The sequence below is a fragment of the Streptomyces sp. JK94 genome, assembly GCF_053613315.1.
This window is the reverse complement of sequence record NZ_JBSICH010000019.1, coordinates 56,546-81,010: the sequence shown is the minus strand read 5'-3', so window position 1 is coordinate 81,010 and position 24,465 is coordinate 56,546. Positions and strand designations below refer to the sequence as shown.

At 72.6% G+C, this 24,465-nt stretch carries 23 protein-coding genes and 2 pseudogenes; 11 read left to right on the top strand and 14 right to left on the bottom strand.

What is annotated here, in order from left to right; genetic code table 11:
* Positions 1 to 54 precede the first annotated feature (54 nt).
* On the top strand, positions 55 to 552 hold the full coding sequence (locus ACVV2G_RS18515; RefSeq protein ID WP_453843823.1) for a hypothetical protein: 498 nt from the start codon (positions 55 to 57) through the stop codon (positions 550 to 552).
* Between the two features lie 307 nt (positions 553 to 859).
* On the opposite strand, the gene ACVV2G_RS18510 is transcribed toward ACVV2G_RS18515, so the two are convergent.
* Positions 860 to 2,002: an aminoglycoside phosphotransferase family protein gene (locus tag ACVV2G_RS18510; RefSeq protein ID WP_453843822.1), complete on the bottom strand. Its 1,143-nt coding sequence runs from the start codon at positions 2,000 to 2,002 to the stop codon at positions 860 to 862.
* Between the two features lie 288 nt (positions 2,003 to 2,290).
* On the opposite strand from ACVV2G_RS18510, the gene ACVV2G_RS18505 reads away from it, so the two are divergent.
* On the top strand, positions 2,291 to 3,799 hold the full coding sequence (locus ACVV2G_RS18505; RefSeq protein WP_453843821.1) for a DNA-binding protein NsdB: 1,509 nt from the start codon (positions 2,291 to 2,293) through the stop codon (positions 3,797 to 3,799).
* Positions 3,800 to 3,831: 32 nt separating this feature from the next.
* Here ACVV2G_RS18505 and ACVV2G_RS18500 read toward each other — a convergent pair whose 3' ends face one another.
* The 4 genes from ACVV2G_RS18500 to ACVV2G_RS18485 form a co-directional block, all read right to left on the bottom strand.
* Positions 3,832 to 5,166, bottom strand: a complete 1,335-nt coding sequence (locus ACVV2G_RS18500) for a PP2C family protein-serine/threonine phosphatase (RefSeq protein WP_453843820.1) — start codon at positions 5,164 to 5,166, stop codon at positions 3,832 to 3,834.
* 271 nt (positions 5,167 to 5,437) lie between these two features.
* Entirely contained in the window at positions 5,438 to 6,457 is a 1,020-nt protein-coding gene (locus ACVV2G_RS18495; RefSeq protein ID WP_453843819.1) for a Gfo/Idh/MocA family protein, read from the bottom strand.
* Positions 6,458 to 6,567: 110 nt separating this feature from the next.
* Positions 6,568 to 7,662 carry a baeRF3 domain-containing protein gene (locus ACVV2G_RS18490; RefSeq protein ID WP_453843818.1) on the bottom strand — a complete coding sequence of 365 codons (1,095 nt, stop codon included), beginning with the start codon at positions 7,660 to 7,662 and terminating at the stop codon, positions 6,568 to 6,570.
* 207 nt (positions 7,663 to 7,869) lie between these two features.
* A complete protein-coding gene (locus tag ACVV2G_RS18485; protein WP_453843817.1) occupies positions 7,870 to 9,465 on the bottom strand; it encodes an alpha/beta hydrolase in 1,596 nt (531 codons plus the stop codon).
* Positions 9,466 to 9,730: 265 nt separating this feature from the next.
* Here ACVV2G_RS18485 and ACVV2G_RS18480 point away from each other — a divergent pair, with 265 nt between their 5' ends.
* A complete protein-coding gene (locus ACVV2G_RS18480) occupies positions 9,731 to 10,474 on the top strand; it encodes a chaplin (RefSeq protein WP_453843816.1) in 744 nt (247 codons plus the stop codon).
* Positions 10,475 to 10,664: 190 nt separating this feature from the next.
* Here ACVV2G_RS18480 and ACVV2G_RS18475 read toward each other — a convergent pair whose 3' ends face one another.
* Positions 10,665 to 11,105 (bottom strand): SPW repeat protein, encoded by a 441-nt coding sequence (locus tag ACVV2G_RS18475; RefSeq protein ID WP_453843815.1) that lies wholly within the window; start codon positions 11,103 to 11,105, stop codon positions 10,665 to 10,667.
* Between the two features lie 210 nt (positions 11,106 to 11,315).
* Here ACVV2G_RS18475 and ACVV2G_RS18470 point away from each other — a divergent pair, with 210 nt between their 5' ends.
* The 3 genes from ACVV2G_RS18470 to ACVV2G_RS18460 all read left to right on the top strand — a co-directional run bounded on the left by ACVV2G_RS18470 (position 11,316) and on the right by ACVV2G_RS18460 (position 14,113).
* Entirely contained in the window at positions 11,316 to 11,483 is a 168-nt protein-coding gene (locus ACVV2G_RS18470; protein ID WP_453843814.1) for a hypothetical protein, read from the top strand.
* Positions 11,484 to 11,680: 197 nt separating this feature from the next.
* Positions 11,681 to 13,003: an aldehyde dehydrogenase family protein gene (locus ACVV2G_RS18465; protein WP_453843813.1), complete on the top strand. Its 1,323-nt coding sequence runs from the start codon at positions 11,681 to 11,683 to the stop codon at positions 13,001 to 13,003.
* Positions 13,004 to 13,222: 219 nt separating this feature from the next.
* Entirely contained in the window at positions 13,223 to 14,113 is an 891-nt protein-coding gene (locus tag ACVV2G_RS18460; protein WP_453843812.1) for a glycoside hydrolase family 19 protein, read from the top strand.
* 724 nt (positions 14,114 to 14,837) lie between these two features.
* Here ACVV2G_RS18460 and ACVV2G_RS18455 read toward each other — a convergent pair.
* Positions 14,838 to 15,377, bottom strand: a complete 540-nt coding sequence (locus ACVV2G_RS18455) for a hypothetical protein (protein WP_453843811.1) — start codon at positions 15,375 to 15,377, stop codon at positions 14,838 to 14,840.
* 36 nt (positions 15,378 to 15,413) lie between these two features.
* On the opposite strand from ACVV2G_RS18455, the pseudogene ACVV2G_RS18450 reads away from it, so the two are divergent.
* Positions 15,414 to 15,717: pseudogene (locus tag ACVV2G_RS18450) on the top strand (NF041680 family putative transposase); the annotation flags it as partial.
* Between the two features lie 8 nt (positions 15,718 to 15,725).
* Here the strand turns inward: ACVV2G_RS18450 and ACVV2G_RS18445 are convergent.
* The gene (locus ACVV2G_RS18445) at positions 15,726 to 16,466 is read right to left on the bottom strand and encodes a Type 1 glutamine amidotransferase-like domain-containing protein (protein WP_453843959.1); all 741 of its coding nucleotides are present in this window, start codon (positions 16,464 to 16,466) and stop codon (positions 15,726 to 15,728) included.
* 106 nt (positions 16,467 to 16,572) lie between these two features.
* On the opposite strand from ACVV2G_RS18445, the gene ACVV2G_RS18440 reads away from it, so the two are divergent.
* Both ACVV2G_RS18440 and ACVV2G_RS18435 read left to right on the top strand, forming a co-directional pair.
* A complete protein-coding gene (locus tag ACVV2G_RS18440) occupies positions 16,573 to 16,968 on the top strand; it encodes a VOC family protein (protein WP_453843810.1) in 396 nt (131 codons plus the stop codon).
* A 44-nt stretch (positions 16,969 to 17,012) separates the two neighbouring features.
* Complete coding sequence (locus ACVV2G_RS18435) at positions 17,013 to 18,110, top strand: adenosine deaminase (protein ID WP_453843809.1); 1,098 nt, start codon at positions 17,013 to 17,015, stop codon at positions 18,108 to 18,110.
* Here ACVV2G_RS18435 and ACVV2G_RS18430 read toward each other — a convergent pair.
* Together ACVV2G_RS18430 and ACVV2G_RS18425 are read right to left on the bottom strand one after the other, a co-directional pair.
* The gene (locus tag ACVV2G_RS18430) at positions 18,074 to 18,589 is read right to left on the bottom strand and encodes a mycothiol transferase (RefSeq protein ID WP_453843808.1); all 516 of its coding nucleotides are present in this window, start codon (positions 18,587 to 18,589) and stop codon (positions 18,074 to 18,076) included. The genes ACVV2G_RS18435 and ACVV2G_RS18430 overlap by 37 nt on opposite strands.
* 25 nt (positions 18,590 to 18,614) lie before the next feature.
* The gene (locus ACVV2G_RS18425) at positions 18,615 to 19,499 is read right to left on the bottom strand and encodes a LysR family transcriptional regulator (protein WP_453843807.1); all 885 of its coding nucleotides are present in this window, start codon (positions 19,497 to 19,499) and stop codon (positions 18,615 to 18,617) included.
* Between the two features lie 129 nt (positions 19,500 to 19,628).
* On the opposite strand from ACVV2G_RS18425, the gene mgrA reads away from it, so the two are divergent.
* On the top strand, positions 19,629 to 20,621 hold the full coding sequence (mgrA, locus tag ACVV2G_RS18420) for an L-glyceraldehyde 3-phosphate reductase (RefSeq protein WP_453843806.1): 993 nt from the start codon (positions 19,629 to 19,631) through the stop codon (positions 20,619 to 20,621).
* A gap of 86 nt (positions 20,622 to 20,707) precedes the next feature.
* Here mgrA and ACVV2G_RS18415 read toward each other — a convergent pair.
* Positions 20,708 to 21,091 (bottom strand): annotated as a pseudogene (locus ACVV2G_RS18415) (hypothetical protein); the annotation flags it as partial.
* 367 nt (positions 21,092 to 21,458) lie between these two features.
* Between ACVV2G_RS18415 and ACVV2G_RS18410 the strand changes: the two are divergent.
* Positions 21,459 to 21,869, top strand: a complete 411-nt coding sequence (locus ACVV2G_RS18410) for a hypothetical protein (protein WP_453843805.1) — start codon at positions 21,459 to 21,461, stop codon at positions 21,867 to 21,869.
* A 29-nt stretch (positions 21,870 to 21,898) separates the two neighbouring features.
* Here the strand turns inward: ACVV2G_RS18410 and ACVV2G_RS18405 are convergent, their stop codons facing one another.
* The 3 genes from ACVV2G_RS18405 to ACVV2G_RS18395 all read right to left on the bottom strand — a co-directional run bounded on the left by ACVV2G_RS18405 (position 21,899) and on the right by ACVV2G_RS18395 (position 24,464).
* A complete protein-coding gene (locus tag ACVV2G_RS18405) occupies positions 21,899 to 23,182 on the bottom strand; it encodes a streptophobe family protein (RefSeq protein ID WP_453843804.1) in 1,284 nt (427 codons plus the stop codon).
* A 269-nt stretch (positions 23,183 to 23,451) separates the two neighbouring features.
* Positions 23,452 to 23,883, bottom strand: a complete 432-nt coding sequence (locus tag ACVV2G_RS18400) for a hypothetical protein (RefSeq protein WP_453843803.1) — start codon at positions 23,881 to 23,883, stop codon at positions 23,452 to 23,454.
* Entirely contained in the window at positions 23,880 to 24,464 is a 585-nt protein-coding gene (locus ACVV2G_RS18395) for a PRC-barrel domain-containing protein (protein WP_453843802.1), read from the bottom strand. The genes ACVV2G_RS18400 and ACVV2G_RS18395 overlap by 4 nt, the downstream gene beginning before the upstream one ends.
* Position 24,465: the final 1 nt, after the last annotated feature.

The following is a 24,465-nucleotide window of genomic DNA, read 5'->3' as shown; positions in this document are numbered from 1 at the left end:
GTCCGGGCTCCGCCCGCACGCCGTACGGGGGGCGCGGCCACGTACCATGGCGGCATGTCGTTCCTCCGCCGCCGCAGCGCCACGCCCGCCGGGCCCGACTTCGACGTACTGGCCATGGACCCGGGCGACTGGCCCGGGAACCTGGGCGCCGGCCTGCTGCCCGCGCCGGACGGCAGCTGCCAGGGGGTCTTCCTGCGCTACGACCTGTTCGGCGGACGCGGCCCGGCGATGATCATCGGCAACCTGCCGACGGGCTCCCCGGCCCGTGAGGTCCCCGAGGGCGAGATCCCGTTCGAGGTCGCCCAGCTGCTGCTGGCCCTGGAGAACGACGAGGAGGTGACGGTCGTCGGGGCCGAGGACGTACCGGTGATGCAGGGCGACAACCTGCTCATCGTGCGCCGCCTCAAGCTCTCCGAGAGCCGGATCTCCTGTGTCCAGTTCGACCGCAGCGACGGTGTCCTGGTGACCATCGCCGCCTGGGACCGCCCCATCACCGACGACCTGTACACCCTGCTGAAGCCGCTCCCGGCGGAGCTCTTCCAGCAGGGCTGAGCCGGGCGGTTGCCGCACGGCCGCGAGCGTGACGTCGGCCCACCGGTCGGCCACCGCGTACCGCCGGCCCGGGGAGACCCGGGAGGACAGGCCGTTCGCCGCCCCCGCCGTCGGGGCGGTGCCCAGGCCGAAGCCCCCTGCTCAAGGGCGCGTTCACGTCGTCGGGGGGGCGAGCGGATTGCGCGGCGGCGGGTCACAGGCCCGGGAGGCGTCAGTGGGCGTACACCCACGGCCACCGCACGTACCGCGGCACACGGAATCCGCGGTGCGCCCCTCCAAGGGCTCACCGCGGATCGTTCTCCACCCGTCAGCGCGTGCCGACCGCCGCCCGCACGGCCCGCCGGGCCATCTGGCAGTCGTCGTGCAGCCGGCGCAGCAGCAGGCGCTGCTCCTCGCCGGACGGCGCGGCGCCGGGGTGGGCCGGTGTCGCCGGTGCCGGGACCGTGTCCTGCAGGGAGCGCTGCACCGCCGTCTCGTACGTACGGATCTCCCGGGTCAGCACGAGCATCAGGTTCACCAGAAACGCGTCGCGCGTCGCCGTCCCCCCCGACTGGGCGATCTGGCTGATCTGGCGGCGGACCGCCGGGGCGTCACCGAGGACGGCCCACAGGGTCGCCAGGTCGTAACCGGGCAGGTACCAGCCCGCGTGCTCCCAGTCCACCAGCACCGGACCGGTCGGTGACATCAGGACGTTGGACAGCAGGGCGTCGCCGTGGCAGAACTGGCCCGTGCCCTGGCGTCCGCCCGCGTGCGCGATGCCGTGCAGCAGCTTCTGCAGGTCGCCCAGGTCCCGGTCGGTGAGCAGCCCCAGCTCGTGGTAGCGGGAGATCCGGGCCGCGTAGTCCAGCGGGGCGTCGAAGGTACCGGCCGGCGGCCGCCAGGCGTTGAGCCGGCAGATCGCGCCGAGCGTCGCCCTGATGTCCGTCCGCGGCGGGGTCTCGAGCGGATGCCGGTGCAGCGCCGCCACCCGTCCCGGCATGCGTTCGATGACCAGCGTGCAGTTGTCCGGGTCCGCTGCGATCAGCCTCGGCACCCGCACCGGGGGGCGGTGCCGGACGAACGAACGGTATGCCCCTATCTCGTGCCGGATGCGCTCCGCCCACGCGGGGGAGTGGTCCAGCAGGCACTTGGCGACCGCCGTGCTGCGCCCGGTCGTGCCGATCAGCAGCACGGAGCGCCCGCTGCGGCGCAGCACCTGCACCGGGGCGAACTCGGGACAGATGCGGTGCACGGAGGCGAGGGCCGTGCGCAGTTGGGCCCCTTGGGGACCGGACAGGTCGATTCTCCCGCTGAGCGGCTGCGTGCCGGAGCCCGCGCCGCGCCGCGCCCTGCCCGCCCCGAGCACCGGGGCCGCCGGACGAGCGGGGGCGAGGTAGGGACCGCCGCCCGCCACCGGTCGGGGGTGCAGAGAACGCTGCGGGGCGGACACGGAGGACGATGCTGCGTACATGGGCGAGACAGATCCCTTCGTGTGCCTGCTGTGCCTGTCTGGAGAGCGGTGCCCGACCGATCCGTCCGGACGGGCCGCCTCCTGAAAGCCTTCGCGCCGCCCGGCCGGCCGCGGAGGACCACCCTGGGGAGTGGTCCCACGGCAACCTGGTCGGGGTGGCGCATTCCTACCTGACACCCGCCCGCCCCTGGCACACCATCTGGCGCAGCCTGGCGAACGGTGGCGAATAGTCGCCCGGCAACCGGCACGGGGCTACTGTCAACTCAGCCGAGAACCTGGGGGCTTGACGTGAGCAAGGAACCCAACACCCGCCTGTCGGACCTGTTCGGCCTGGCCGGCTGGTCCAAGGGCGAACTGGCGAGGCTGGTCAACCGGCAGGCGGCGGCCATGGGCCACCCCCACCTGGCGACCGACACCTCGCGGGTGCGGCGGTGGATCGACATGGGAGAGATCCCGCGCGATCCGGTGCCGCGGGTGCTGGCGGTTCTGTTCACCGAGCGTCTCGGCCGTGTCGTGACCATCGAGGACCTCGGTCTGGTCCGGCACGGGCGTGCGGGGAAACGGCAGGGCGGCGGGAGCGATGAGCATCCCGACGGAGTGCCGTGGGCGCCCGAGCGGACTGCGGCGGTCCTCACCGAATTCACGGGAATGGACCTCATGCTCAACCGACGCGGCTTGGTGGGCGCGGGCGCCGCGCTCGCCGCGGGCTCCGCACTCAGCAGCGCCATGCACGACTGGCTGCACACCGACCCGGCCCTGGCTGCCGACGCTCCCGATCCCCGTCAACCCCTGTACGCCGACCCCGCCGGGTTCGACCGGTACGAGGCCGCCCCCATCGGGTCGGAGGAAGTGGAGGAACTGGAGCGCTCGGTCGAGGTGTTCCGCGCCTGGGACGCCGCCCGGGGCGGCGGGCTCCAGCGCAAGGCCGTGGTGGGCCAGCTCAACGAGGTGGGCGGCATGCTCGCCTACCACCACCCACCCCACCTCCAGCGCCGCCTGTGGGGCGTCGCCGCCAACCTCGCGGTCCTCGCGGGCTGGATGTCGCACGACGTCGGCCTGGAACCGACGGCCCAGAAGTACTTCGTCATGGCCGCCCATGCCGCGCGCGAGGGCGGCGACCGGCCCCGGGCCGGCGAGGCGCTCTCCCGGGCGGCCCGTCAGATGGTCCACCTGGGCCGGCCCGACGACGCGCTCGACCTGATGAAGCTCGCCGAGTCCGGTTCCGGCGACGAGGTGCTGCCGCGTACCCGGGCCATGCTCTGCACCATCGAGGCGTGGGCCCAGGCCTCGATGGGCAAGGGCCAGGCGATGCGCCGCACCCTGGGGCGGGCCGAGGACCTCTTCGTCTCCGACAAGGCGGACGTGCCGCCGCCGGACTGGATGCAGACGTTCAAGGAGGAGGACCTGTACGGCATGCAGGCCCTGGCGTACCGGACGCTCGCCGAGTTCGAGCCGAGGGCCGCCGCGCACGCGCAGCACTACGCCGAGAAGGCCCTGGCCCTCAGGGTCGACGGCCGGCAGCGGTCGAAGATCTTCGACTACCTGTCGATGGCCTCCGCCTGTTTCATCGCCGACGACCCCGAACAGGCGGACCGGTACGCGCGGCTGGCCCTGGTGTCGATGGGAAGCAACTCCTCCCAGCGCACCTGGGACCGACTGCGCCAGATGTACCGGCTGACCGCGCAGTACGCCGGCTATCCGAAGATCCAAGAGCTGCGGGAGGAGATCGAACTGGCGCTGCCCCGGGGCAAGCCGTCCAGGAGCGGGGGGAGGGGCGGCCACACCGTACCGGCGTAGCCTGTGACGCGTCCGCGCGCCGTCCGGTGTTCCTACGCCGTCACGCGGGCGACCAGCACGCAGGCGTCGCCCCGGCGGCCGGAGGCGTCGGCTTCGTCGAGTACCCGCGTCACGATCCGTGCGCCGTCCTGTGCCGAACGCGCCTCGGTGAGCCTGGGAGCCAGGGCGAGGAGCCGCTGCTCGGTCGCCGGTGGGAGACCGCCGCTGTGCAGGACCAGCAGGTCACCGGCCTGGAGGGGCACCTCGTGCCGTCCGGCGGGCGTTCGTCCCGTCCCCTCGCGGAACAGCAGGGGGACGGGGCACCCGGAGTGCGCCCATGCCAGGGTGCGGGTGGCGGGACGGTACCCGCAGAACAGGGCGTCGCGCACGGGTGGCAGGGCGCCGGACTCGAGTAACCGGTCGAGTCGGTCGGGCAGGTGCGCGGGGTGCGTGTCCGCCATCGACAGACCGCGCAGGGCACTGATCACCATCGCCGGTGCCTGCGTCACGCCGGCGTCCGGGCCGGCCAGCTCGCCGACGCTGAGCAGGGTGTCGTCGTCGGCGAGCGGGCACGCGTCGTACCAGCAGCCGCACCGGGGCGCGTGCGCGGTCGAGGGCAGGTACCCGGCGGCCAGCTCCAGACCGGGCCTCCCCCGGCGCGGGAACCGCAGGAGGCCGTGCCACGGCGGCAGGGCGGCCGCCCGCGGTTCGACCGCGGGGGGCCGCCCACCGTCCGCGGGCAGCGGGCGGTACCGGAGCGAGTCACGGGTCTCGCTCACCGCCCGCTGGCTGCGGCGCAGTTCGCTGACGTCCCGCAGTACCGCCCACATGGACGCGGTGCTGCCGTCGGCGTCGAGCACGGGCTCGCCCCTCATGTGCACGGTGCGTACGGTGCCCTCGGGACGCACGATGCGGAATTCACCGTCGATGGGTCTGCCGTCGACCAGACAGCCGGTGACCATCGAGGTCAGTTTCGGCCGGTCCTCGGCGACCACCAGGGACGGGAGTTCGTCGAGGCTGAGCGGGACGGCTGCCGCCGGGTCACGGCCGAAGATACGGAACAGCTCCGCGGACCACTCGACCTCGTCCGTCAGCAGGTTCCACTCGGCACTGCCGACCCGGCTGAGCAGGGACCCGGGCCGGGGGGAGGGCACCGGACCGTCCCGCAACTGCGCCAAGTGCGCGTCCAAATCGCTGAGCTCGTGCAGCGCCAGGTCGTACAGAGCGCGCTGCCAGCGTCCGCGAGGGTCCGTCCCGTCGTCCCGGCTGTCCCGCCGTACCGCGTCCATGTCGCCCCTGAGCCGCCGCGTCTGCGCTATCAGGGCCTCGACCGAGCCGCGTCCCGGTGGCCGGGCGGCTGGACGGTCCGCGAAGAGAGGGGACGACATGACGCACTCCGATGTGCAGACGGTACGACCTGGGCGGAACCGAGGCTGGCGGAAGAACCGCTACGACTGTCGCACAGCCCGGGACACCCCGTGAGGGATTCGGCGACACACGATACGGTGGTGCTTCAGGCATATGCCACAGTCTCCCCGGCGTGACTTCCGCACGTGAACGGGGTACGTGCGCGGCGGGTCAAGTCGTAGGAGTGCTACGGCACTTGACGGGTTTTCGGGGAGCTGGAGTCATCGTTCCCGCCTTCGACGGACGACTGTTCTATGACGGTTCGTACAGCGCCGGACGGGGCGCCAGGGTGACGGGGACGCGCGCGCCCGTCTCCAGGGACCGCACGCCGGCCTCGGCGACCACGGAGGCGGCGTACCCGTCCCAGGCACCCGGACCGACGACCCGGCCCTGCCGGGTGGCGTCGACCCAGGCCTGCACCTGACGGTCGTAGGCGTCCGCGAACCGTACGAGGTAGTCCTGCGGCACCTCCTCCCGCGCGCCGCCCGCGGCCGTCACCACCATCGTGTGCGGGTCTCCGATCCGGGCGCTGCCCGCCTCGCAGACGGCCTCGCAGCGTACCTCGTAACCGAAGCCGCAGTTGACGAAGACCTCCACGTCGACCAGGGCGCCCCGCTCGGACTCGAAGAGCACGAACTGCGGGTCGAGGAGCCCTTCGGGCGCGCCCGCGGACGGGCGCGGCCGGAGCACGGTCACCGCGGTCAGCTCCTGCCCGAGCAGCCAGCGGGCCGCGTCGATCTCGTGCGAGACGGAGCTGGTGACCAGCATCGCGGAGGTGAAGTGCGATGGCGAGGACACGTTGCGGTGGACGCAGTGCAGCATCAGCGGCCGGCCCAGCCGTCCACCGTCCAGCAGCGACTTCAGCTTCCGGTACTCGGCGTCGTAGCGCCGCATGAAGCCGATCTGCGCCAGCCTCCGGCCCAGCCGCGCCTCCGCCTCCATCACGCGCAGCGCGCCCGCGGGGTCCGGCACCATCGGCTTCTCGCACAGCACCGGCAGTCCGCGCGCGAAGGCGGCCAGCAGCGCCCCCTCGTGCGCCTCACCGGGCGAGGCCACCAGGACGGCGTCGACCCCCGGCGCGTCGAGCGCGGCCTCGGCGTCCGTGTGCACGGCCGCGCCGTCGATCCCGGCCGCGGCCTCCCGCGCCCGGTCGGCGTCGGGGTCCGCCACCGCGGCGACCCGGGCGCCGCTCGCCACCCGGTCGAGACGCCGTACGTGATCGGCGCCCATGTGTCCCGCGCCCAGGACCGCCACGCCCAGAAGTCCGCTCACGCTCCACCGGCTCCTTCCCGTCCGCCGCGCCCCCCGCGCGGGCAGTCGTCCGGCCGACAGGTTTTCACGGTCGTCAAGAGGGACCGGTCGCCCGGGCGCGGCGACGGGGGTCAGTACCGCAACACCCCCGCGATGCCCTCCACCTCCCCGAGCGTCCCGTCCGGTACGAAGCGGACGTCGGCGCCGGTCTCCAGGCACCGCTCGACGATCTCGTCCACGATGTCCTCACGGGCGTCGAGGTCGCCGCTCTCCGCCGGGAGCAGGTGCTCGCCGTCCTCGCACATCGTCACCTTGAAGTTCTCCTCGACGGCCAGCAGCCGGACCCGGCCGGTGTGCGCGCTCTCCCACAGCTCGTCCACACCGGCCGCGAAGTCCTTGCGCCCGCGGGCCGCGTCCAGTTCCCCGGCCAGGGCTTCGACCGAGCCGCGTGCCTCGTCGTCCAGCACCGGCCGCACCGCCTGCCACACCGCCTCGGCCGTGCCGTGCGCCAGGCCCCCGTGCGGGACGAGCACCGCGTCGCGCACGGCGCTGCCGGTCTCCGCCAGCAGGGACAGTGCGGGCTGCGGGCCGGTGACGTACAGCGGCCGGGGGTGCGCGCGCAGGAGCCTGCCCATCGCGGCGTCGGCCTCGCGCAGGAACCGGCGGGTGGTCTCGTCCCGGAAGGTGCTCGGCGCGTCACCGATCCGCTCCTGGCGTTCGGGATCGAAGTCCAGTGAGGGCCGGTCCATGGGGAAGCCGCCGACGCGGTCCTCCACGACCCGGCCCGCGCCGCCGCTCCACAGGGTGACGCGGTCGGCGGCGACCGACAGCACCCAGAACGGCCGTTCGGCCGCCTGTGCGGCGACGAGGTTGCGGGTCAGGAAGGTGTCCGAGAGGACCACGCGCTCCGGGACGGAACGGGCCAGCGTCCAGACCTGGTGCTCGCCCGGGGCGGCGAAGATCGCCAGGCCGTCCTCGGCGTGCGTCAGATCGACCTCGGCGAGGGCCTGGTCGAGTTCCCGGGCCACCTCCATGCGCCGTTCGCGGGTGACCGCCGCATCCTCCTCCAGCTGCTTCTTGGCCTCGGCGATCACGTTGCGCAGCCGGACGGCGTCCTGGGCGTTGTCCGGCTCGCGGCGGTGCGTCGGCGTCAGTACGGACACGGCCGGGTACGGGCGGGGGCGCCGTAGCTCGGCGAGGGCGGCGGGACTCAGATCGTGCTCCATGTCAGCACGATAGGGCCGATGGACGTATCGGGCATTCGGGGGCGATCCGCCCCGCGGTCTTCGAGCCGTGCGCCCGGTCGCCGCCCCGCCGTGTCCGGCCTCGGCGCCCTGTGGCGCCGCGCCGCCGTCTCCGGGCCGCACGCTCCGCGCCGCCGCCCGGTCTTCTCCGGGCCGTGCGCCTTGTGCCGCCGCCCGGCCGTCCGCGGCTCAGTCGTCCTCGCTCCGGGGGGCCGCGGAGCCGCAGGAGCTGCCGTCGGCCGGCAGGGAGCCGTACAGCAGGAAGTCGTCGACCTTGCGGTGCACGCACTCGGAGGAGGCGTAGCCGGTGTGCCCCTCGCCCTTGTTGTCAAGGACCACGGCCGGGGCGCCGAGCCGCTCGGCCGTCTCCACGGTCCAGCGGTACGGCGTTGCCGGGTCGCCCCGCGTGCCCACGAGCAGCATTCTGGCCGTGTCGAGGTCCTTCACGTCCTCACGGATGTAGTCGGTGCCCTTGGGGCGGCCGTGGCACATCAGCACCTGGGTGAGGCGGTAGCGGCCGAAGACGGGCGAAGCCTCCTCGTACCGAGCGCGCAGCCGGTCCAGCGAGCCGGCGACCTGGCCGGTGGTGGGGCGGTCGGGGTCGTCCGCGCAGTTGATCGCCATCAGGGCGGCCGGCAGGTTGTCCATGGGGACGTCCTCCTCGTCGGTGAGACCGCCACCGGCGCGCCCGGGCGCCCGGACCGGGAAGGTCACACCGCCGGCCACGAACCTCTCCAGACCGCGGGTGTCGCCGTCCTCCATGAGCTGGGCGAGCGCCCGCTGCAGCAGGGGCCACAGCTCCTCGCTGTACAACGCCTGCCCGATGGCGCCGACCATGTCCTGACCGGTGAACGGCTCGCCGAAGCCCGTCGGGACCGGGTCCTCGTCGAGCGAGGCGATGACCTGTTCGATCTGGCGCCGGGCTTGGCGGGCGTCCTGCCCGAACGGGCAGGCGATGTCCTCCACGCACCAGTCGAGGAAGTTCTCCAGCGCGGTCTGCTGTCCCCGCGCACCGGCCAGCCCCTGCTCGGTCAACGGCTCCGTCAGCGTGTCCACGCCGTCCAGCACCATCCGGCCGACCTTGTCCGGGAACTGCGCGGCGTACACGGCGCCCAGCCGGGTGCCGTAGGAGAAGCCGAGGTAGTTGAGCCGGTCGTCGCCGAGGGCCCGGCGGATCACCTCCATGTCGCGTGCGGCGTCGACCGTGCCTATGTGGGGCAGTACGGGGCCGGAGTGCCGCGCGCACTCGGCGGCCGCGTCGCGCAGGCGCCGGAGCACGTCCTCGGGGTCGGTGAACCTTTCGTCCCCGTCCGTCGCCTCCATGATGTCCACCGTGGCCGGACCGCAGGTGACCGGTGACGACCGGCCGACACCGCGGGGATCGAAGGACACCACGTCGTACGCGTTCGTCAGGTGCATGAACTCCTCGCCGCCGGACGAGAGTTCGGTGACTCCGGAGCCGCCCGGCCCGCCGAAGTTCAGCAACACCGAGCCGCGCGGGTCACCGGTCGTCGCCCGGTAGCGGGCGAGGGCCAGGTCGAGCGTTCCCGCCTTGGGACGGTCGTAGTCGAGGGGAACGGTGACCTTCCCGCACTGCAGGTCCTCCGGTACGTCCATGCCCTCGCACGCCGACCATGTGATCTTCTGATCGTGGAACCGGGCCAGCCCGGGTTCCGTGTCGCCCCCGGTGGCGGCGGGCAGTCCCGCACCCAGCAGGGCCAGCCCGAGCGCTCCGGTGACCGCACAGCGCCGGGCCGAGGGCCGAGTCGACAGCTTGACCAGCATCGATGCCTCCCGGGCGCCCCGTGGCGGACCGGTGGCCGGCGCCCTCGATCACCATAAGCGGGCCTCGGACACCTCGCCTCCGGGCGATGCCGCCGACGCGGCGGGCGGGGGCGGCCGGGACGCCCGCGCGGACTCCTTACCGCTCGTTCGACAAAAGGGCCACTCGATGGGGTGAAAGGCCTATAAGCCATAACTCGGATGGTGCGTCCGCGTTTAACCGGTGCGGGCGAGTGCTCGCGATGATGTCTGGAAGGCAGGGAACCTCATGAGAAGGGTTACCCGAAACGGTGTACTGGCCCTCGCCGCCTCCGGCGCGCTGGCGGTGACGATGCCGGCGTACGCCGCGTTCGCCTCCGACGGTGCCGCCGCGGACGGTTCCGCGGCCGGCTCACCCGGGCTGATCTCGGGCAACACCGTCCAGCTCCCGGTGGACGTGCCGGTCAACGTGTGCGGGAACACCGTGAACGTGGCCGGGCTCCTCAACCCGGCCGCGGGCAACAGCTGCGCCAACGTCGCAGGGCCCGGTACGGCGCGCAAGGGCGCCCCCGCCGGCGGCGGTACGTCCGGGACCAGTACGTCCGGGACCGGTACGTCCGGCGGCGGCGCGGAAGCCGAGGGTGGCGCGGAGGGCTCCCCGGGCGTGCTCTCGGGCAACGGCGTGCAGCTCCCGGTCCACCTCCCGGTGAACGTGAGCGGCAACAGCGTCAACGTGGTCGGCATCGGCAATGCGGCCGTCGGCAACGAGTCGACGAACACCTCCGGGGACCGGCCCCGGCCCGAGCGCCCCGAGCCCGAGCGGCCCGCCGCGGAGCCCGAGCCGGAGCCGTCCGCGCCCGAGGAGGAGCGCGTCCGGCCGGCGCCGTCCCCGCATTCGGACGCCCCGCGGACGTCGGTGTCCCTCGCCCGGACCGGTGCGGACCAGACCCTGCCGGCCCTCGCGGGCGGCGCCGCACTCGTGCTCGGCGGAGCCGTCCTCCACCGGCGCTTCCGGCAGGGGGCCGGCGCCTGACCGACGGGGGAGGGCCGTCCCGGGGCGCCGGACGCGCACGGTTGACGCCATGTCGTGGGCGGCCCCCGAGGTGGGGGCCCCGCAACCGAGCCCTGTCCTGGGGACGGCCGCAGTCCGCCGGCGGGCCCGTGGGTGCGCGGGCCGGCCCGCGGGTGCGCGGACCGGCCCGTGGTGTTCCCTTCCCGTACCTCTAGGGCTTGCGCAGACTCTTCGCCGCGGTGGCGGCGCACACCGTGCCCAGGGCCAGGGTCAGGGCGCCGATGATGATGTTGTTCCAGATCACGCCGGCGTCCGGGTTCGTGCCGACGATCCATGGCGAGACGATCATCCAGAGGCCCATCGCGCACATCGCCCCGCTGAGGCCGTACATGCGGTCCGGAGCACGCGTGAACCCCAGGGCCAGCAGAGCGATGGCGATACCTATGATCAGGTTGTGGGCCACGAGTGCGGGCTGACTCGTGGTGAAGTGGACGATCCACGGGGACACGGCACAGTACAGGCCGAGCAGGAACACCGGCCCGTCCACGAGTGCCACGTCGCGGCCGCCGAGCATGCGCGCGTAGCGCGCCTGCATCTCCGGGGCGTCGGGATGGCTGGTGATGTCACCTCGGGTGTGCGAGACGTTGGCCATGAGTCGTCTCCTTCGACTTGCCGGGCCGATCGTGTGGGGTGCGGTGCACGGCGGCGCCGCATATGTCCATTCTGCTCTTATTTCACTCTTATGTGTAGTCGTGGGCGGATGTGCGATGCGGAGCGGGTTGGACATGTCCACGCGCATCGCGGGCATCCGCAGGGATGACAGGGTGCTTGGGACGCAGGGACGGCGGAGGTGGCCGCGGTGATGGGTGCGAAGGTGTTGGAGCGTTTCCCGGCGGGGTCGCCGCGCGGTTCGTGGCCGGCGGAGGAGTACGCCGCACGTCGCCGTGCGCAGGGTGAGGCGGCGACCGTCGTGATGGACCTGAAGTCGGACGCCTTCCTCGTGGTCGTTCCGGCCCGCGACGAGGACTGAGCCGAAGGGTCCGGCGGGGCGGGCGGGTGAGTGCGGCTCCGGCCGTGACGCGGGTGGGGGCGGGCGGGTGAGTGCGGTCCGGCCGTGACGCGGGTGCGGAAGCAGGGCGCCGTGGCGGGAATGTATTTCGGCGCCTGAAAGGTTGGCTATTACATCCAGTATTCGGCCGACCGTCTTCCCCACCAGCGAGGCACACCGTGAACCACCCCGCCCCCGAGCAGCCCGCCGACGTCGTGGCCCGGCTCCGCGCCACCTTCCGTACCGGCCGCACCAAGCCCGTCGAGTGGCGCACCGCCCAGCTGCGCCGGCTGCGCGCGCTGCTCACGGAGAACGGCCCCGGCCTGGAGGCCGCGCTCCACGCGGACCTCGGCAAGAGCGCGGCCGAATCCCAGCGGACGGAGATCGGCTTCACCGTGCGCGAGATCGACCACACCCTCGACCACCTCACCGGCTGGCTGCGCCCCGCACCGGTCCCCGTCCCGGCGCACCTCGGCGCCGACGCCACCGCCTGGACGCAGTACGACCCGCTGGGCGTCGTCCTCGTCATCGCGCCCTGGAACTACCCGGCCCAGCTCCTGCTCGCCCCGGTGGTCGGCGCCCTGGCCGCGGGCAACGCGGTGGTCGCCAAGCCCAGCGAGCTGGCCCCGGCGACGTCCGCCGTGCTGGCCCGTCTGCTGCCGGAGTACCTGGACACGGAGGCCATGGCCGTCGTCGAAGGCGGCGTCCCCGAGACCACGGCCCTGCTCGCCGAGCGCTTCGACCACGTCTTCTACACCGGCAACGGCACCGTCGGCCGCGTCGTCATGCGCGCCGCCGCCGAGCACCTGACGCCGGTCACCCTCGAACTGGGCGGCAAGTCCCCGGCGTTCGTCGACCGCGACGCCGACCTCGACGTCGTCGCCGCCCGGCTGGCCGGCGGCAAGTTCCTGAACGCGGGCCAGACCTGCGTGGCCCCCGACTACGTCCTGACCGACCCGGAAACCGCCGCCGCGCTGGAGCCGGCCCTGGTCCGCGCCGTCGAGGCCCTGTACGGGACCGACCCGGCGCGGTCGGCGGACTACGCGCGCATCGTCAACGAGCGCCACTTCGACCGGCTGACCGGTCTGCTGGACTCCGGCCGGGTCGTCGTCGGCGGCGGCAGCGACCGGACGCGGAAGTACATCGCGCCGACCGTCCTCGCCGACGTCGCTCCCGACGCGCCGGTGATGCGCGAGGAGATCTTCGGCCCGATCCTGCCGATCGTCACCGTGTCCGGCCTGGACGAGGCGATCGAATTCGTCAACGACCGCGACAAGCCGCTGGCCCTGTACGTCTTCAGCGAGTCCGACGGGACCCGGGAGCGGTTCGCCGCCGAGACCTCGTCCGGCGGCCTCGGCCACGGGCTGCCGCTCGCCCATCTCACCGTCTCCGACCTGCCGTTCGGCGGAGTGGGGGAGAGCGGCACGGGCAACTACCACGGCCCCTGGTCCATCGAGACGTTCAGCCACCGCAAGGCCGTCCTGAAGAAGCCGCTGAGCTGACCGGGCGGACGGCCCGCGCCGATCCGGCCGGGCACCGGCCGGATTGAACTGGTCTACACCCTTGACTGGTACAGACCAAAGCGGTTGAGTATGCCTCCACACCCCCCACCACGGCCGGCCCCCACGCCGTGGCCGGTACGGCCGGCACGCGCGCGCAAGGCTCCGGTTCTCCCTGCCCTGGTACGGGAGCGGCCGTGCTCCGCCGAAGGAGGCAGACCCTTGTCGAGGCGCCGTATTTCCGCAGTGGTGACCGCCCTCACCCTCGCCGCAGCCGTGCCCGTGCTCCTGCCCGCCACCGAGGCGTCGGCCGCCGCGTGCTCGAGCTATCCGAGCTGGACGGCCGGCAAGTCGTACAACGCGGGCGACATCGTCCGCTACACGGACGGCAAGGCCTACATCGCCGAGCACGCCAACCCGGGCTACGACCCCGTCATCAGCACCTGGTACTGGGAGCCGTACGCCTGCGACGGCGGTTCCGGGACGCCGGTCGGCAACTTCGTGGTCACCGAGGCCCAGTTCAACCAGATGTTCCCGGGCCGGAACTCCTTCTACACCTACAGCGGCCTCACCGCCGCGCTCAGCGCCTACCCCGGCTTCGCCAACAGCGGCAGCGACACCACCAAGAAGCAGGAGGCGGCGGCCTTCCTCGCCAACGTCAGTCACGAGACCGGCGGTCTCGTCCACGTCGTCGAGCAGAACACCGCCAACTACCCCCACTACTGCGACTGGAGCCAGCCCTACGGCTGCCCGGCCGGACAGGCCGCCTACTACGGGCGCGGCCCGATCCAGCTCAGCTGGAACTTCAACTACAAGGCCGCGGGTGACGCGCTCGGCATCGACCTGCTGGGCAACCCGTGGCTGGTGCAGAACGACGCGGCCGTCGCCTGGAAGACGGCCCTGTGGTACTGGAACACGCAGTCCGGGCCCGGCAGCATGACCCCGCACAACGCCATGGTGAACGGCGCCGGCTTCGGCCAGACGATCCGTTCCATCAACGGCTCCCTGGAGTGCGACGGCAGGAACCCCGCGCAGGTCCAGAGCCGCGTCACCAAGTACCAGCAGTTCAGTCAGATCCTCGGCGTCTCGCCGGGCGGCAACCTCTACTGCTGAACCGTCCCGGGCGTGCGCGGGCCTCCGCGGTGACCGTCGAGGACGGTCGCAGCGGAGGCCGCGGACACCCGGGCACCCGGCGGCCCGCACACGCGCCGTACGGCCGAAGCCCGCGGTCTCGGCGGCCATGCGGGCCGCGCCGCCACGCCAACGATGCCGGCAGTCGCACCAACGGATCTGAGGGCGAAGTTCACATACCTCGGTTGACTGTTCGCCAGGCCAGTAGCGTCATTGTCGTTGATCGGGTCATCGACGGCGTAGAGGTAGACGCTTCTGCTCCTGACCGCAGGGGCCGGGTTGGGTGGTCGGGGACGGGGCCGCAGTAGCAGGCGTCCGTTTTTGCCACCCTGAGGGTCGAGACAGACGCTGATGCAAGGGGGGCTACTGGGTGCCGGCGTCGGTCTCTTCCGTGTATCGTCCGGTCTCACCGTTGTGGCGGCTGCTGAGGGCCGAGCATTATGAGAACCGTCAGGACGACGCCGCATAGCACCGCTATAATTCCCAGAATAAGTGGGATTATCGGTCCGTGGCCGCCGTTGCCCGTCACATTCAGGAAGATCGCAGCGGCTCCGACAAGATACATCATCGCAATGGCGATTTTCAGTCTCAGCATTTCCTCTGCTCATCTCCCTTGGTTGTATGAATGCGTCTTGGCGGGCCAGTGTCGTCCTGGCCCGCCAAGTGATTCGGCCAGTGTTCTAGCAGTAGGTGATGATGCCCGCCCCTAGTAGTCAGCAAATCCGCCGACTGTATAGCTACCGATAATCGCCGTCGCGGTGCCCACGGGACCGGAAACGCTCGCGCTTTCAGTCGCTCCGGAGGTTGAGGCTGCCCCTGTACCGGACAGGCATCCCGTTGCGACGCCGAGTACATCGCTGCCGATCTCGAGAGCGTCGGACCAGCTGAAGAGTCCAGTCGGGTCGGTTCGGTCGACCGGATCACTCGTGGCGTACAGGTAGGTGTTGTTCTCCTGGCCGCTGGTCATGGCAGCGAGCGTGCCCGAGGGTTCGCGGACGAAACCGGTGGCCGTGCCGGAGACGTTCTGGCCGGTGACGCCGGTCGCGGCGTTGGTGAGGCTCGCCGAGTCCCGGGTGAGGTGCTGGGCGTTGTCGACGCCGGCGTAGGCCTGGTCGGTCTGGGTGTAGGCGGCGAGCTGGGTGAAGGGTGTCCAAGTCTCGTCGGTGCGGAGTTGGTCGGGCTCTGGGCGGAGGTTTCGTTGCCGGCGCCGTCGTAGGTGTAGGTGTAGGCGGTGAGGATCGGCCATGTCCAAACCGAGGACGGCCCCACCACCGCCGGCTATTCCTACTCTCAACTGCGGCTCGCCCGGCCGCTGGCGGCCGACCTGCGACGGCCCTGGGAAAGATCAACCCCACCGGACAGACTCAGCCCCGCCCGAGTCCGTCGCGACTTTCGGCATATTCGCCCCAAGGCCGGCTGCCCGGCTCAAGCGCCGACACCCACCCACCCGGCCCCGGAAGACCTCCAGGCAGAAAGAACACCCGACCCACACCTCGCCACGACGTGCACACACCCTGCAAAGCACGGCGTCGAAGCAGCGAACGAAGAAGTCGACCACCCCAAGATCCCGCCGCCGCACAGGTTGAAGATCAAGTCAGCCTGAGGAGACAGCCAGCCCACGAGGCTCGATGCGCTCCTCCACCGCTTTGCCTCCCTCGCGTCTGACGAGGTAGGCCCCCTTGCCCGGGATCGCGGTTACTGCTTCCACCAGCTTTGTTCCGCGGTAGACCAGACCGACCCCGTCGTCGGTGCAATGGGCCGTCGGCAAGGTTCCGTCCGCGACAAGGCGGTGAATCAGCGGCCGTCGCCCCTCATCCACGTCGTAATGCACGCCGTTGCCATAAGGGAGGAAACCTAGGGCGTTCGTAAGGGGGCGCAGCTCCGGTCCGAACGAGTCGGTGGCTCCCCCTTCGAACCAGCAGATGGATCCCGCGCTCACCCCGCTCAATACCACGCCGGCCTGCCAGGCGCGGCGCATGACGCGGTCCAGCCCATGGACGCGCCACACCGCCAGCAGGTTGGCCACTGAACCGCCCATGACCCAGACGGCATCCTGATCGAGCACTGTCTCCTCGATGTCCTCCACGTTGGGCATCGGAAACAGGTGAAGAGGTGTCAGATCGAACCCCGCCATCCGCGCAGCCTCTGTCATACGGGCGGTGAAGTGCTCCGCATCTCCTATCGCGGTCCCCACGTACATGACGCGTGGGCGTCGACCGTGAACTCCGGAAAGGTCGACAGCGTGGTGCACCAAAGCATCGAACATCACCCTGGTACGCGTTCCGACTCGGTGGCCACCAGACGTGGCGACGATGGTTGGTTCCGGTGATGCCATGGCCATGATCATAGTGGCGTCCTGACCTGGCCAGGGCCCTGGACTGGCGCCGGAGTGCGTTTTACGTATAACCTCTCCCGTCAATCGTCCGTCCCGAAAGGCTCCGATGAGACGCATCGCCCTGGTCACCCTCGTCGTCGACGACTACGACGAGGCGATCCGCTTCTACACCGAGGCCCTCGGTTTCCGTCTCGCCGAGGACGCGCCCCGGCCCGACGGCTCCCGCTGGGTCGTCGTCGAGCCCGGGACGGAGGGCGGCGGCACCGCACTGCTGCTGGCCCGGGCCAAGGGCGTGACCCAGCGCGCCAGGGTCGGCGACCAGACGGGCGGACGCGTCGGCTTCTTCCTGTACACCGACGACTTCGCCCGCGACCACGCCCGCATGAGCGCAGCGGGCGTCACCTTCCTGGAGGCGCCCCGGCACGAGCCCTACGGCTCGGTCGCCGTCTTCCGGGACCTGTACGGCAACCGCTGGGACCTGCTCCAGCCGGCCGCCTCCTGACCCGACCCGAACCCCTGCACCGACTCGCCGAGGAACCACCGCACATGGCATCTACGCGCATAGACCCCGAGACCCTCCGCCGCCTCCCCAAGGCGGTGCTGCACGACCACCTCGACGGCGGCCTGCGCCCCTCGACGGTCGTCGAGCTGGCGGAGGGCGTCGGCCACACCCTGCCCACCACCGATCCCGACGAGCTGGCCGCCTGGTACTACGAGGCCGCCAACTCCGGGGACCTGGTGCGCTACATCGCCACCTTCGAGCACACCCTCGCCGTGATGCAGAACCGCGAGGGGCTGCTGCGCACGGCCGAGGAGTACGTCCTCGACCTCGCCGCCGACGGCGTCGTCTACGGCGAGGTCCGCTACGCCCCCGAGCTGATGACCGGAGGCGGTCTGGCCCTCGCCGAGGTCGTCGAGACCGTCCAGGAGGGCCTGGCCGGCGGCATGGCCAAGGCGGCGGCGGCCGGTACACCGGTCCGCGTCGGCACCCTGTTGTGCGGGATGCGGATGTTCGACCGCACCCGCGAGACGGCCGACCTCGCGGTCGCCTTCCGGGACGCGGGCGTCGTCGGCTTCGACATCGCGGGCGCCGAGGACGGCTTCCCGCCCGCCGACCATCTCGACGCCTTCGAACACCTGCGCCGCGAGAGCGTGCCCTTCACCATCCACGCCGGCGAGGCGCACGGGCTGCCCAGCATCCACCAGGCCCTCCAGGTGTGCGGCGCCCAGCGGATCGGCCACGGCGTGCGCATCACCGACGACATCCCCGACCTCGCGGCCGGCAAGCTGGGCCGCCTCGCGGGCTGGGTGCGCGACCGCCGGGTCGCCCTGGAGATGTGCCCGACCTCCAACCTGCAGACCGGCGCCGCCACGTCGATCGCCGAGCACCCCATCACGGCGCTCAAGGACCTCGGCTTCCGCGTCACGCTCAACACCGACAACCGCCTCGTCTCCGGGACGACGATGACCCGCGAGATGTCCCTGCTGGTCGAGCAGGCGGGCTGGACCGTCGAGGACCTGCGCACGGTCACGGTGAACGCGGTGAAGAGCGCCTTCATCCCGTTCGACGAGCGCAGGGCCCTGATCGAGGACGTCGTCCTGCCGGGCTACGAAGCGGCGCTCCGCACCAGCCCGCGCACGTAGGCGGCCTGTCCGACGTGCTGGAGGTCGTCGGACAGGACGCTGACCAGTCGCGCGCCCAGCGTGACCGGCGGATCCCAGTTCTCGTCCACCACGCGCTCCAGGTCCTGGGCGGCCAGGGAGCGCAGGGCCGCGAGCGTCTGCTCGTGCACGGCGTCGTAGTAGCCGGTCAGCAGGTCCGCCGAGTCGACCCGCACCTTGGCGACCTCGGCGGAGCCGTGCCCGTACCCGGTGTCGTGGGGCGGCAGACCGAGGCCGAAGCGCTGCTCCCACTCCCCGGCCGGCCATACCTGGTCGAGGCCGAAGGCGTCCGCGACGTGGTCGTCCTGCACACGGGCGAGGTGCCAGACGAGCCAGGCGACGGAGTTGGCGCCGCCGGCCGGGCGGGCGTTCAGGCCGTCCGGGTCCAGGCCCTCGACGGCGGCGTGGACTTCTTCCCGGACGCGGCCGTAGGCCTCGATGAGGATGTCTTTCGCATGCATGGGTCCACCATCGCGCAGTCCGCCCTCACACGCTCCCCGTTTCCAGCAGCGCCATCAGCGCCCGCGCCGCCGGGCTGGTGGCCTGCGCGGGAGGAAGCAGCGCGATGGTCTCGTACGCCGTGTCGTCGCTGTCCTTCAGGGGCAGCGAGGCCAGCGAGGCCCGCTTGTGCCGGAAGTGGCGCGGCACGACCGCGATGCCGAGGTTCTCGTCCAGCAGGTCGAGCAGTCCGTGCACGTCGTTCACCTCCAGCGCGACGGTCCGCCGTACGCCCGCCTCGGCGAAGGCGGTGTCGGTGACCCGGCGCGGGCCCCAGTCCGGGTGGAAGTCGACGAAGACCTCGTCGGCGAGATCGTGCGGGGACAACACCGCTCCGGCCGTCGCCAGACGGTGGCCGGGATGGCACAGGACGGTCATCGGCTCGCCGGCCAGCGACACCGACCGCAGCTGGTCGGTGTCGTCCTGCGTCCGGTAGGCGAAGGCCAGGTCGAGCCGTCCGGCCGCGACGTCCTCCGCCAGCTCGCCCGAGCCCGCCTGCCGCAGCCGGATCTCCACGTCCGGGTGCCGGTGGCGGAACGCCGCCAGCAGGCCCGCCACCGGCACCCCGGCGATGCACTGCTCGGCACCCAGCGACAGCGTGCCGCGCAGCACGCCCTGCACCGCGGCGACCGCCTCGTGCGCCGAGCGGACCTGGGCGAGGATGCGCCGCGCCTCGCCCAGCAGCGCCCGCCCGGCCTCCGTCAGCGTCACCCTGCGTGTCGTGCGCACGAACAGCGGCGCCCGCAGCTCGCGCTCCAGGGCCCGGATGGACGCCGAGAGACCGGACTGGGAGACCAGCAGCCGCTCCGCCGCCCGGGTGAAGTGCTGGTCCTCGGCGACCGCCACGAAGTGCTGGAGATGACGCAGTTCCATGATTGAGAAGCGTAGCCGCACAAAGTCATCGGATTCTTCTGTTGGACCACTGCCCGCAGGTCACGGCAGAGTGGGGCACGGTTCCGCCCCCAGCCCCGCACCCCGGGGCCCAACCCCTCTGGAGTCGCGTTGTACACCGCACACCCCGACCGCTACGCGGAGATGCCCTACCGGCGCACCGGACGCAGCGGCCTGAAGCTCCCCGCGCTCTCGCTCGGCCTGTGGCACAACTTCGGCCCGGACCGCCCCGTCGAGACCCAGCGCGCCATCCTGCGCCGCGCCTTCGACCTCGGTGTCACCCACTTCGACCTCGCCAACAACTACGGTCCGCCGCCCGGCTCCGCCGAGTCCGCCCTCGGTGAGGCACTGAAGGCCGACTTCGCCGCGTACCGCGACGAGCTGGTCCTCTCCACCAAGGCCGGCTACCTGATGTGGCCCGGCCCGTACGGCGAGTGGGGCTCGCGCAAGAACCTGCTGGCCTCCCTCGACCAGAGCCTGACCCGGATGGGCGTGGACTACGTCGACATCTTCTACTCGCACCGCCCCGACCCGGAGACTCCCCTGGAGGAGACGATGGGCGCCCTGCACACGGCGGTGCAGCAGGGCAAGGCCCTGTACGTCGGCGTCTCCAACTACTCGCCGGAGCAGACCCGCGAGGCCGCCCGCATTCTCGCCGAGCTGGGCACCCCGCTGCTCATCCACCAGCCGCGCTACTCCATGCTCGACCGGCGCCCCGAGACGAGCGGTCTCCTCGACGCCCTCGACGAGCTGCGGGTCGGCTCCATCGCCTACTCCCCGCTGGAGCAGGGCATGCTGACCGGCCGCTACCTCGACGGCATCCCGGAGGACTCGCGCGCGGCGAGCGACAGCCCCTTCCTGAACTCCGACGCGCTCACCGAGGAGCTGGTCGGCAAGCTGCGCGAGCTGGACGGGATCGCGAAGTCCCGGGGCCAGTCGCTCGCCCAGATGGCCCTGGCCTGGGTCCTGCGCGAAGGCCGGGTGACCTCGGCCCTGGTCGGCGCGAGCAGCCCGCGGCAGCTGGAGGACAGCGTGTCGGCCATCGGCAACCTCGCCTTCGACGCCGAGGAGCTGGCCCGGATCGACCGGGTCGTCACGCGGTAGCGCCCGTTCCGCCACGCTCACGCTCCGAGCCGCTCCGGCGGCCGGACCGTGACCGTGGCGCTCCCTTTCGCGGGGCCGGTCCCGCCCCCCGCGGGCGCCCGGTCGGGGGAGCCGCACACGGTGCGGATGCGCCCGTCGCCGTCCGGTGCGACCGCCTCGGACCCGGCCACGGGCGCCGAGCCGTCGGCCCCGCTCGCCGGCTCCCAGGAGAAGCGTGCCGTGTCGTGGTGCCCGTCCACGGCGCCCGGCAGCCGCAGGGCGACCCCGGGGAATCGCTCGTGCGCCGCCGTGATCACGGCGGGCCGCGATCTGCTCGTGCCCGCGCACGTCGGGCAGGGGACCGGCGCAGTCGCTGTCGTTGGTCCAGGCCGCGGCGACCGCCTTGGCCGGGGTGCCGGCCCGGCGTCCCGGGCCTCGGAGCAGCGGAGGCCGGCGTTTTCGTGGCGGCGGGTGGACGCGGACCGGGCGATCGACCTCCCTCGGGACGGTGCGCCCTGGTCAGGGCCCGGATGCCGGTCTCGGCGACCCGAGGGGACCACCCCGCCCCGGTCCGTCGCCGCCGTCGATCACCCCACAGGTCGCGCCGGGCTCCCCCGGGGCGATGAGGGCCGTGGCCGCCGGGCACGAGGAGCCGGGGACACTCGCCGCAGCGTTTCGGCCATCAACGGCCGTGAATATGCCAGGAGACTGGCCGGAAATTCATGGTGACAGTGGTTCAGCAGTGAACATACTCACCTCTAGGGCGTCTCACACCATGCGACAGCGTCCTCACACACCGCACACGAGTCACGCGGCCGCCGGCCCGGCCGGCGGGCCGGGCGACGGGGGAGGGGAGCAGTGCACGACGAGTTCCTGTGCCATGTCACCGCCTACGGCGTCTGTGGCGGCCGGCGCATCGGCGTCCCCCTGGGGACCTACCGTGCCCCCACCCTCGCCCTCGCCCTGTGGTGGCTGCGGGACCGTGCCTCCTGGATCGCCGAGCGGCTGGATCCGCAGCCCGACACCCCCCACTTACCGCGCGGCGCCCTGACTCCGGTCGCCGACGACGCACCCGACGTTTCGCGCGTACTGCGCACATGGTGCGCCGACGACGACCAGCAGGAGCTGGTCGCCGACGAGTTGGCAGCAGGGCACCTGGTGCGCATCGCCACCAGCGACGACACCACCGAGTACGAGCTCATGGCCGAGTCCGTGGACGCGCTGCGCATGCAGCGGGCCTCTCCGCCCCTGGTCGTCCCCGTGGCCTGAGCCGGGCCGGAGCCGTCTTCGGCGGCACCCTAGGACCTCGCCCCGCCCCGGCCGCCCCGCTGGCCCGCCCACCGTACGAGCAACGCGCCGAGGAAGCCGGTGACCAGCCCCCACAGCAGGGCGAGACCGACCGCGCTCCACAGCCGAGGCCGCAGGAACAGCTCCCCCGACAGCCCGTCGGCCAGGTCGCCGATGCCGAGCACCGACAGGCCGTAGTGCGCGGAGATCCGGCCGAGGAGGCCGATCACGAGGACCGTGAGCGCCAGCGCCACGGCCATGTGCACGGCGTGCAGCCAGGCCGGCATCCGGGCCGGCGAACGGGACGCGAGCACGACCCCGGCCGTCAGGAGCAGGGCCGCCGCGGCGACCAGGAGCCACCACCACCGCCCGTCGCGCTCGGTGAGCGTGCCCAGGTTCAGGGCCGACGCCTGCGGCGTGCGCAGCACCTCGTCGAGCACGTGCGGCATCGGCAGCCCGAACGGCCCCTCCACCCGCCCGTCCCAGGTGGCGCCCATGCCGACCGTGAGCGCGAGCCACGCCAGGTTCGGCAGGCCGAGCAGCAGTGCGGCGAAGGTGTCGGCCGGGTGGTCCCGCGTCGCCGCGACGACCAGGCCGACCACGGCACCGACGCCGACGCACGCCAGCAGCAGCACGGCCATCGCGTACGCCGCCGGCCGCACCGACGCCTGCCGGCGCAGCAGTCGTCCGGGCAGCGGCGCCCCGTGCGAGACCAACAGGGCCAGCAGGAGCACACCCGCCAGCCACAGCAGCCCGAAGAGGACGGTCAGCGGCACGTCCGTCGTGAAGCCCACCCCCGGAGTGACCCCGAACAGGTCGCCGAGGTCGTCCAGCAGGCCTTCACCGAAGGACACCTCGAAGGTCTGCCGCGCGGCGAAGGCCAGCCCGAGCAGGGCGAGCAGCCACAGGACGGCGATCCGGCCGGCCCAGCCGGACAGTTCGGCGGCGCCGGCCACGGCCCGGTGGCGCAGTGGCCGCAGAAAGCCCTGGGCGACGACCAGTGCGCCGGTCAGCGTGACGGACAGGGGCAGCACGGTCAGTCCGGCGTCGGTGGCCGCGAACCCTCCGGCGTCGCCGGACAGCTCCAGCGCCCCGCCCACGGAGGTGACGACGGCCGCCGCGACGACGCGGGGGAAGGCGTTGTCGGGCAGGTCCGCGGCACCGGCCGCCCACAGCCCGAGCGCGGCCACGGCTCCCATGGCGAACAGCCCGGCCAGCACCGTTCCCAGAGCCTGGAGCCAGCCGTGCCGGGCGACTGCCGTACCGGAGGGGCCGGAGGGGGTTCGCGCACTCACCCCGCCACGCTATGCAGCGACCGCCGGTCCCGCCCGCCGACGGGGCCGTCCGCGCGCCGGACCGGCGCCCGGAACGGAGCCGGGGCGTGTACGGCCGGCCCGGACGGGACGGACAGGCGGGCGCGGGCGTACGGGCGGCCGGCCCGTGGCGGAGCCGGCCCGCACGACGACCGGACGACCGGTTGCCCGCCGCCCCGGCCCGCTGGCCCGCTCCGTCCGCCGTGCCCCGTCCCGTCGTGCCCCGCGCCTCCGGCCCGGCCCCGGCCGGTTCAGTCCGCCCGGACGACGAGGGCGTGGTCGCCCAGCCCCAGCAGGCGGCCGGCCACCACCTCGCCCCGGGTGGTGAAGACCGCGAGAATCCGGCCCGTCTCCGGAACGAACGCGACGTCGAGCACCGTCCCGTGCCCGGCGCCCGCGTCGGTCAGGACCTGGCGTCCCAGCATGTCGTGCCCCGGCGGGACCTGATCCAAAGCGCCGGCGGAACGGAGCCGCACGGCACCCGGCCCCACGGCCTGCACCGCTTCCCACGACAGCACGGTCTCCTTGCGGAAGCGGAAGCGGAAGCGGAAGCGGCGGCGGAGCCGGACATGGCTCACCCTGCCGGTCGCGACGTCCACGGTCAGGGACGCCACGGTACCGAGCGGTCCGGCCGCGGCCTGCGGCAGCACAGGCAACCCCCGCACCTCGGTGAACAGCATCACGGCAGCGAGCCCGTCCGCCGGCCGGGTGCGCCGCCGACCACGGCGGTGAGGCCCGGCAGATCGTCGGCGACGTGCCGGACCGCGTCCTCGGGCAGGACGAGGGACCGGCCGGTCACCGCGAGCGTCTCCCCGCGCGGCACGTACAGCCGGCGCCGGTGCCGTGTCGGGCCCGGCGCGAACCCCCTGCTCGCCGCCACCCGGAAACCCACGACCCGCCCGCCGGTACCGCCCTCCACCACGACGTCGAGCACGGTGCCGACCTCGGCGCCCGTCTCCGTCGTCACCGGCGCCCCCACCACACGGGCCCGCAGGGTCTGCCGGTGCGCCAGTACGGCGGCGGCGCCCACCAGCGCCCGCCGGTCGCGGACCATCACCGCGTCGTGGCCCAGCGCGTACACGGCGGACCAGGGCAGACCCTCTTTGAGAGGGCCGGACAGCAGGCCGCGCCCGGTCAAGGTGAAACCGGTGATCCGGCTCGCGGCGGCGTCGCATACGGTGTCCTTCACATGGGCGACGGCGTCGCCGCCGAGGGTGACCACCGGCCGGGTGGTGAGGCTTCGTGCGGTCATCAGTTCGTTCATC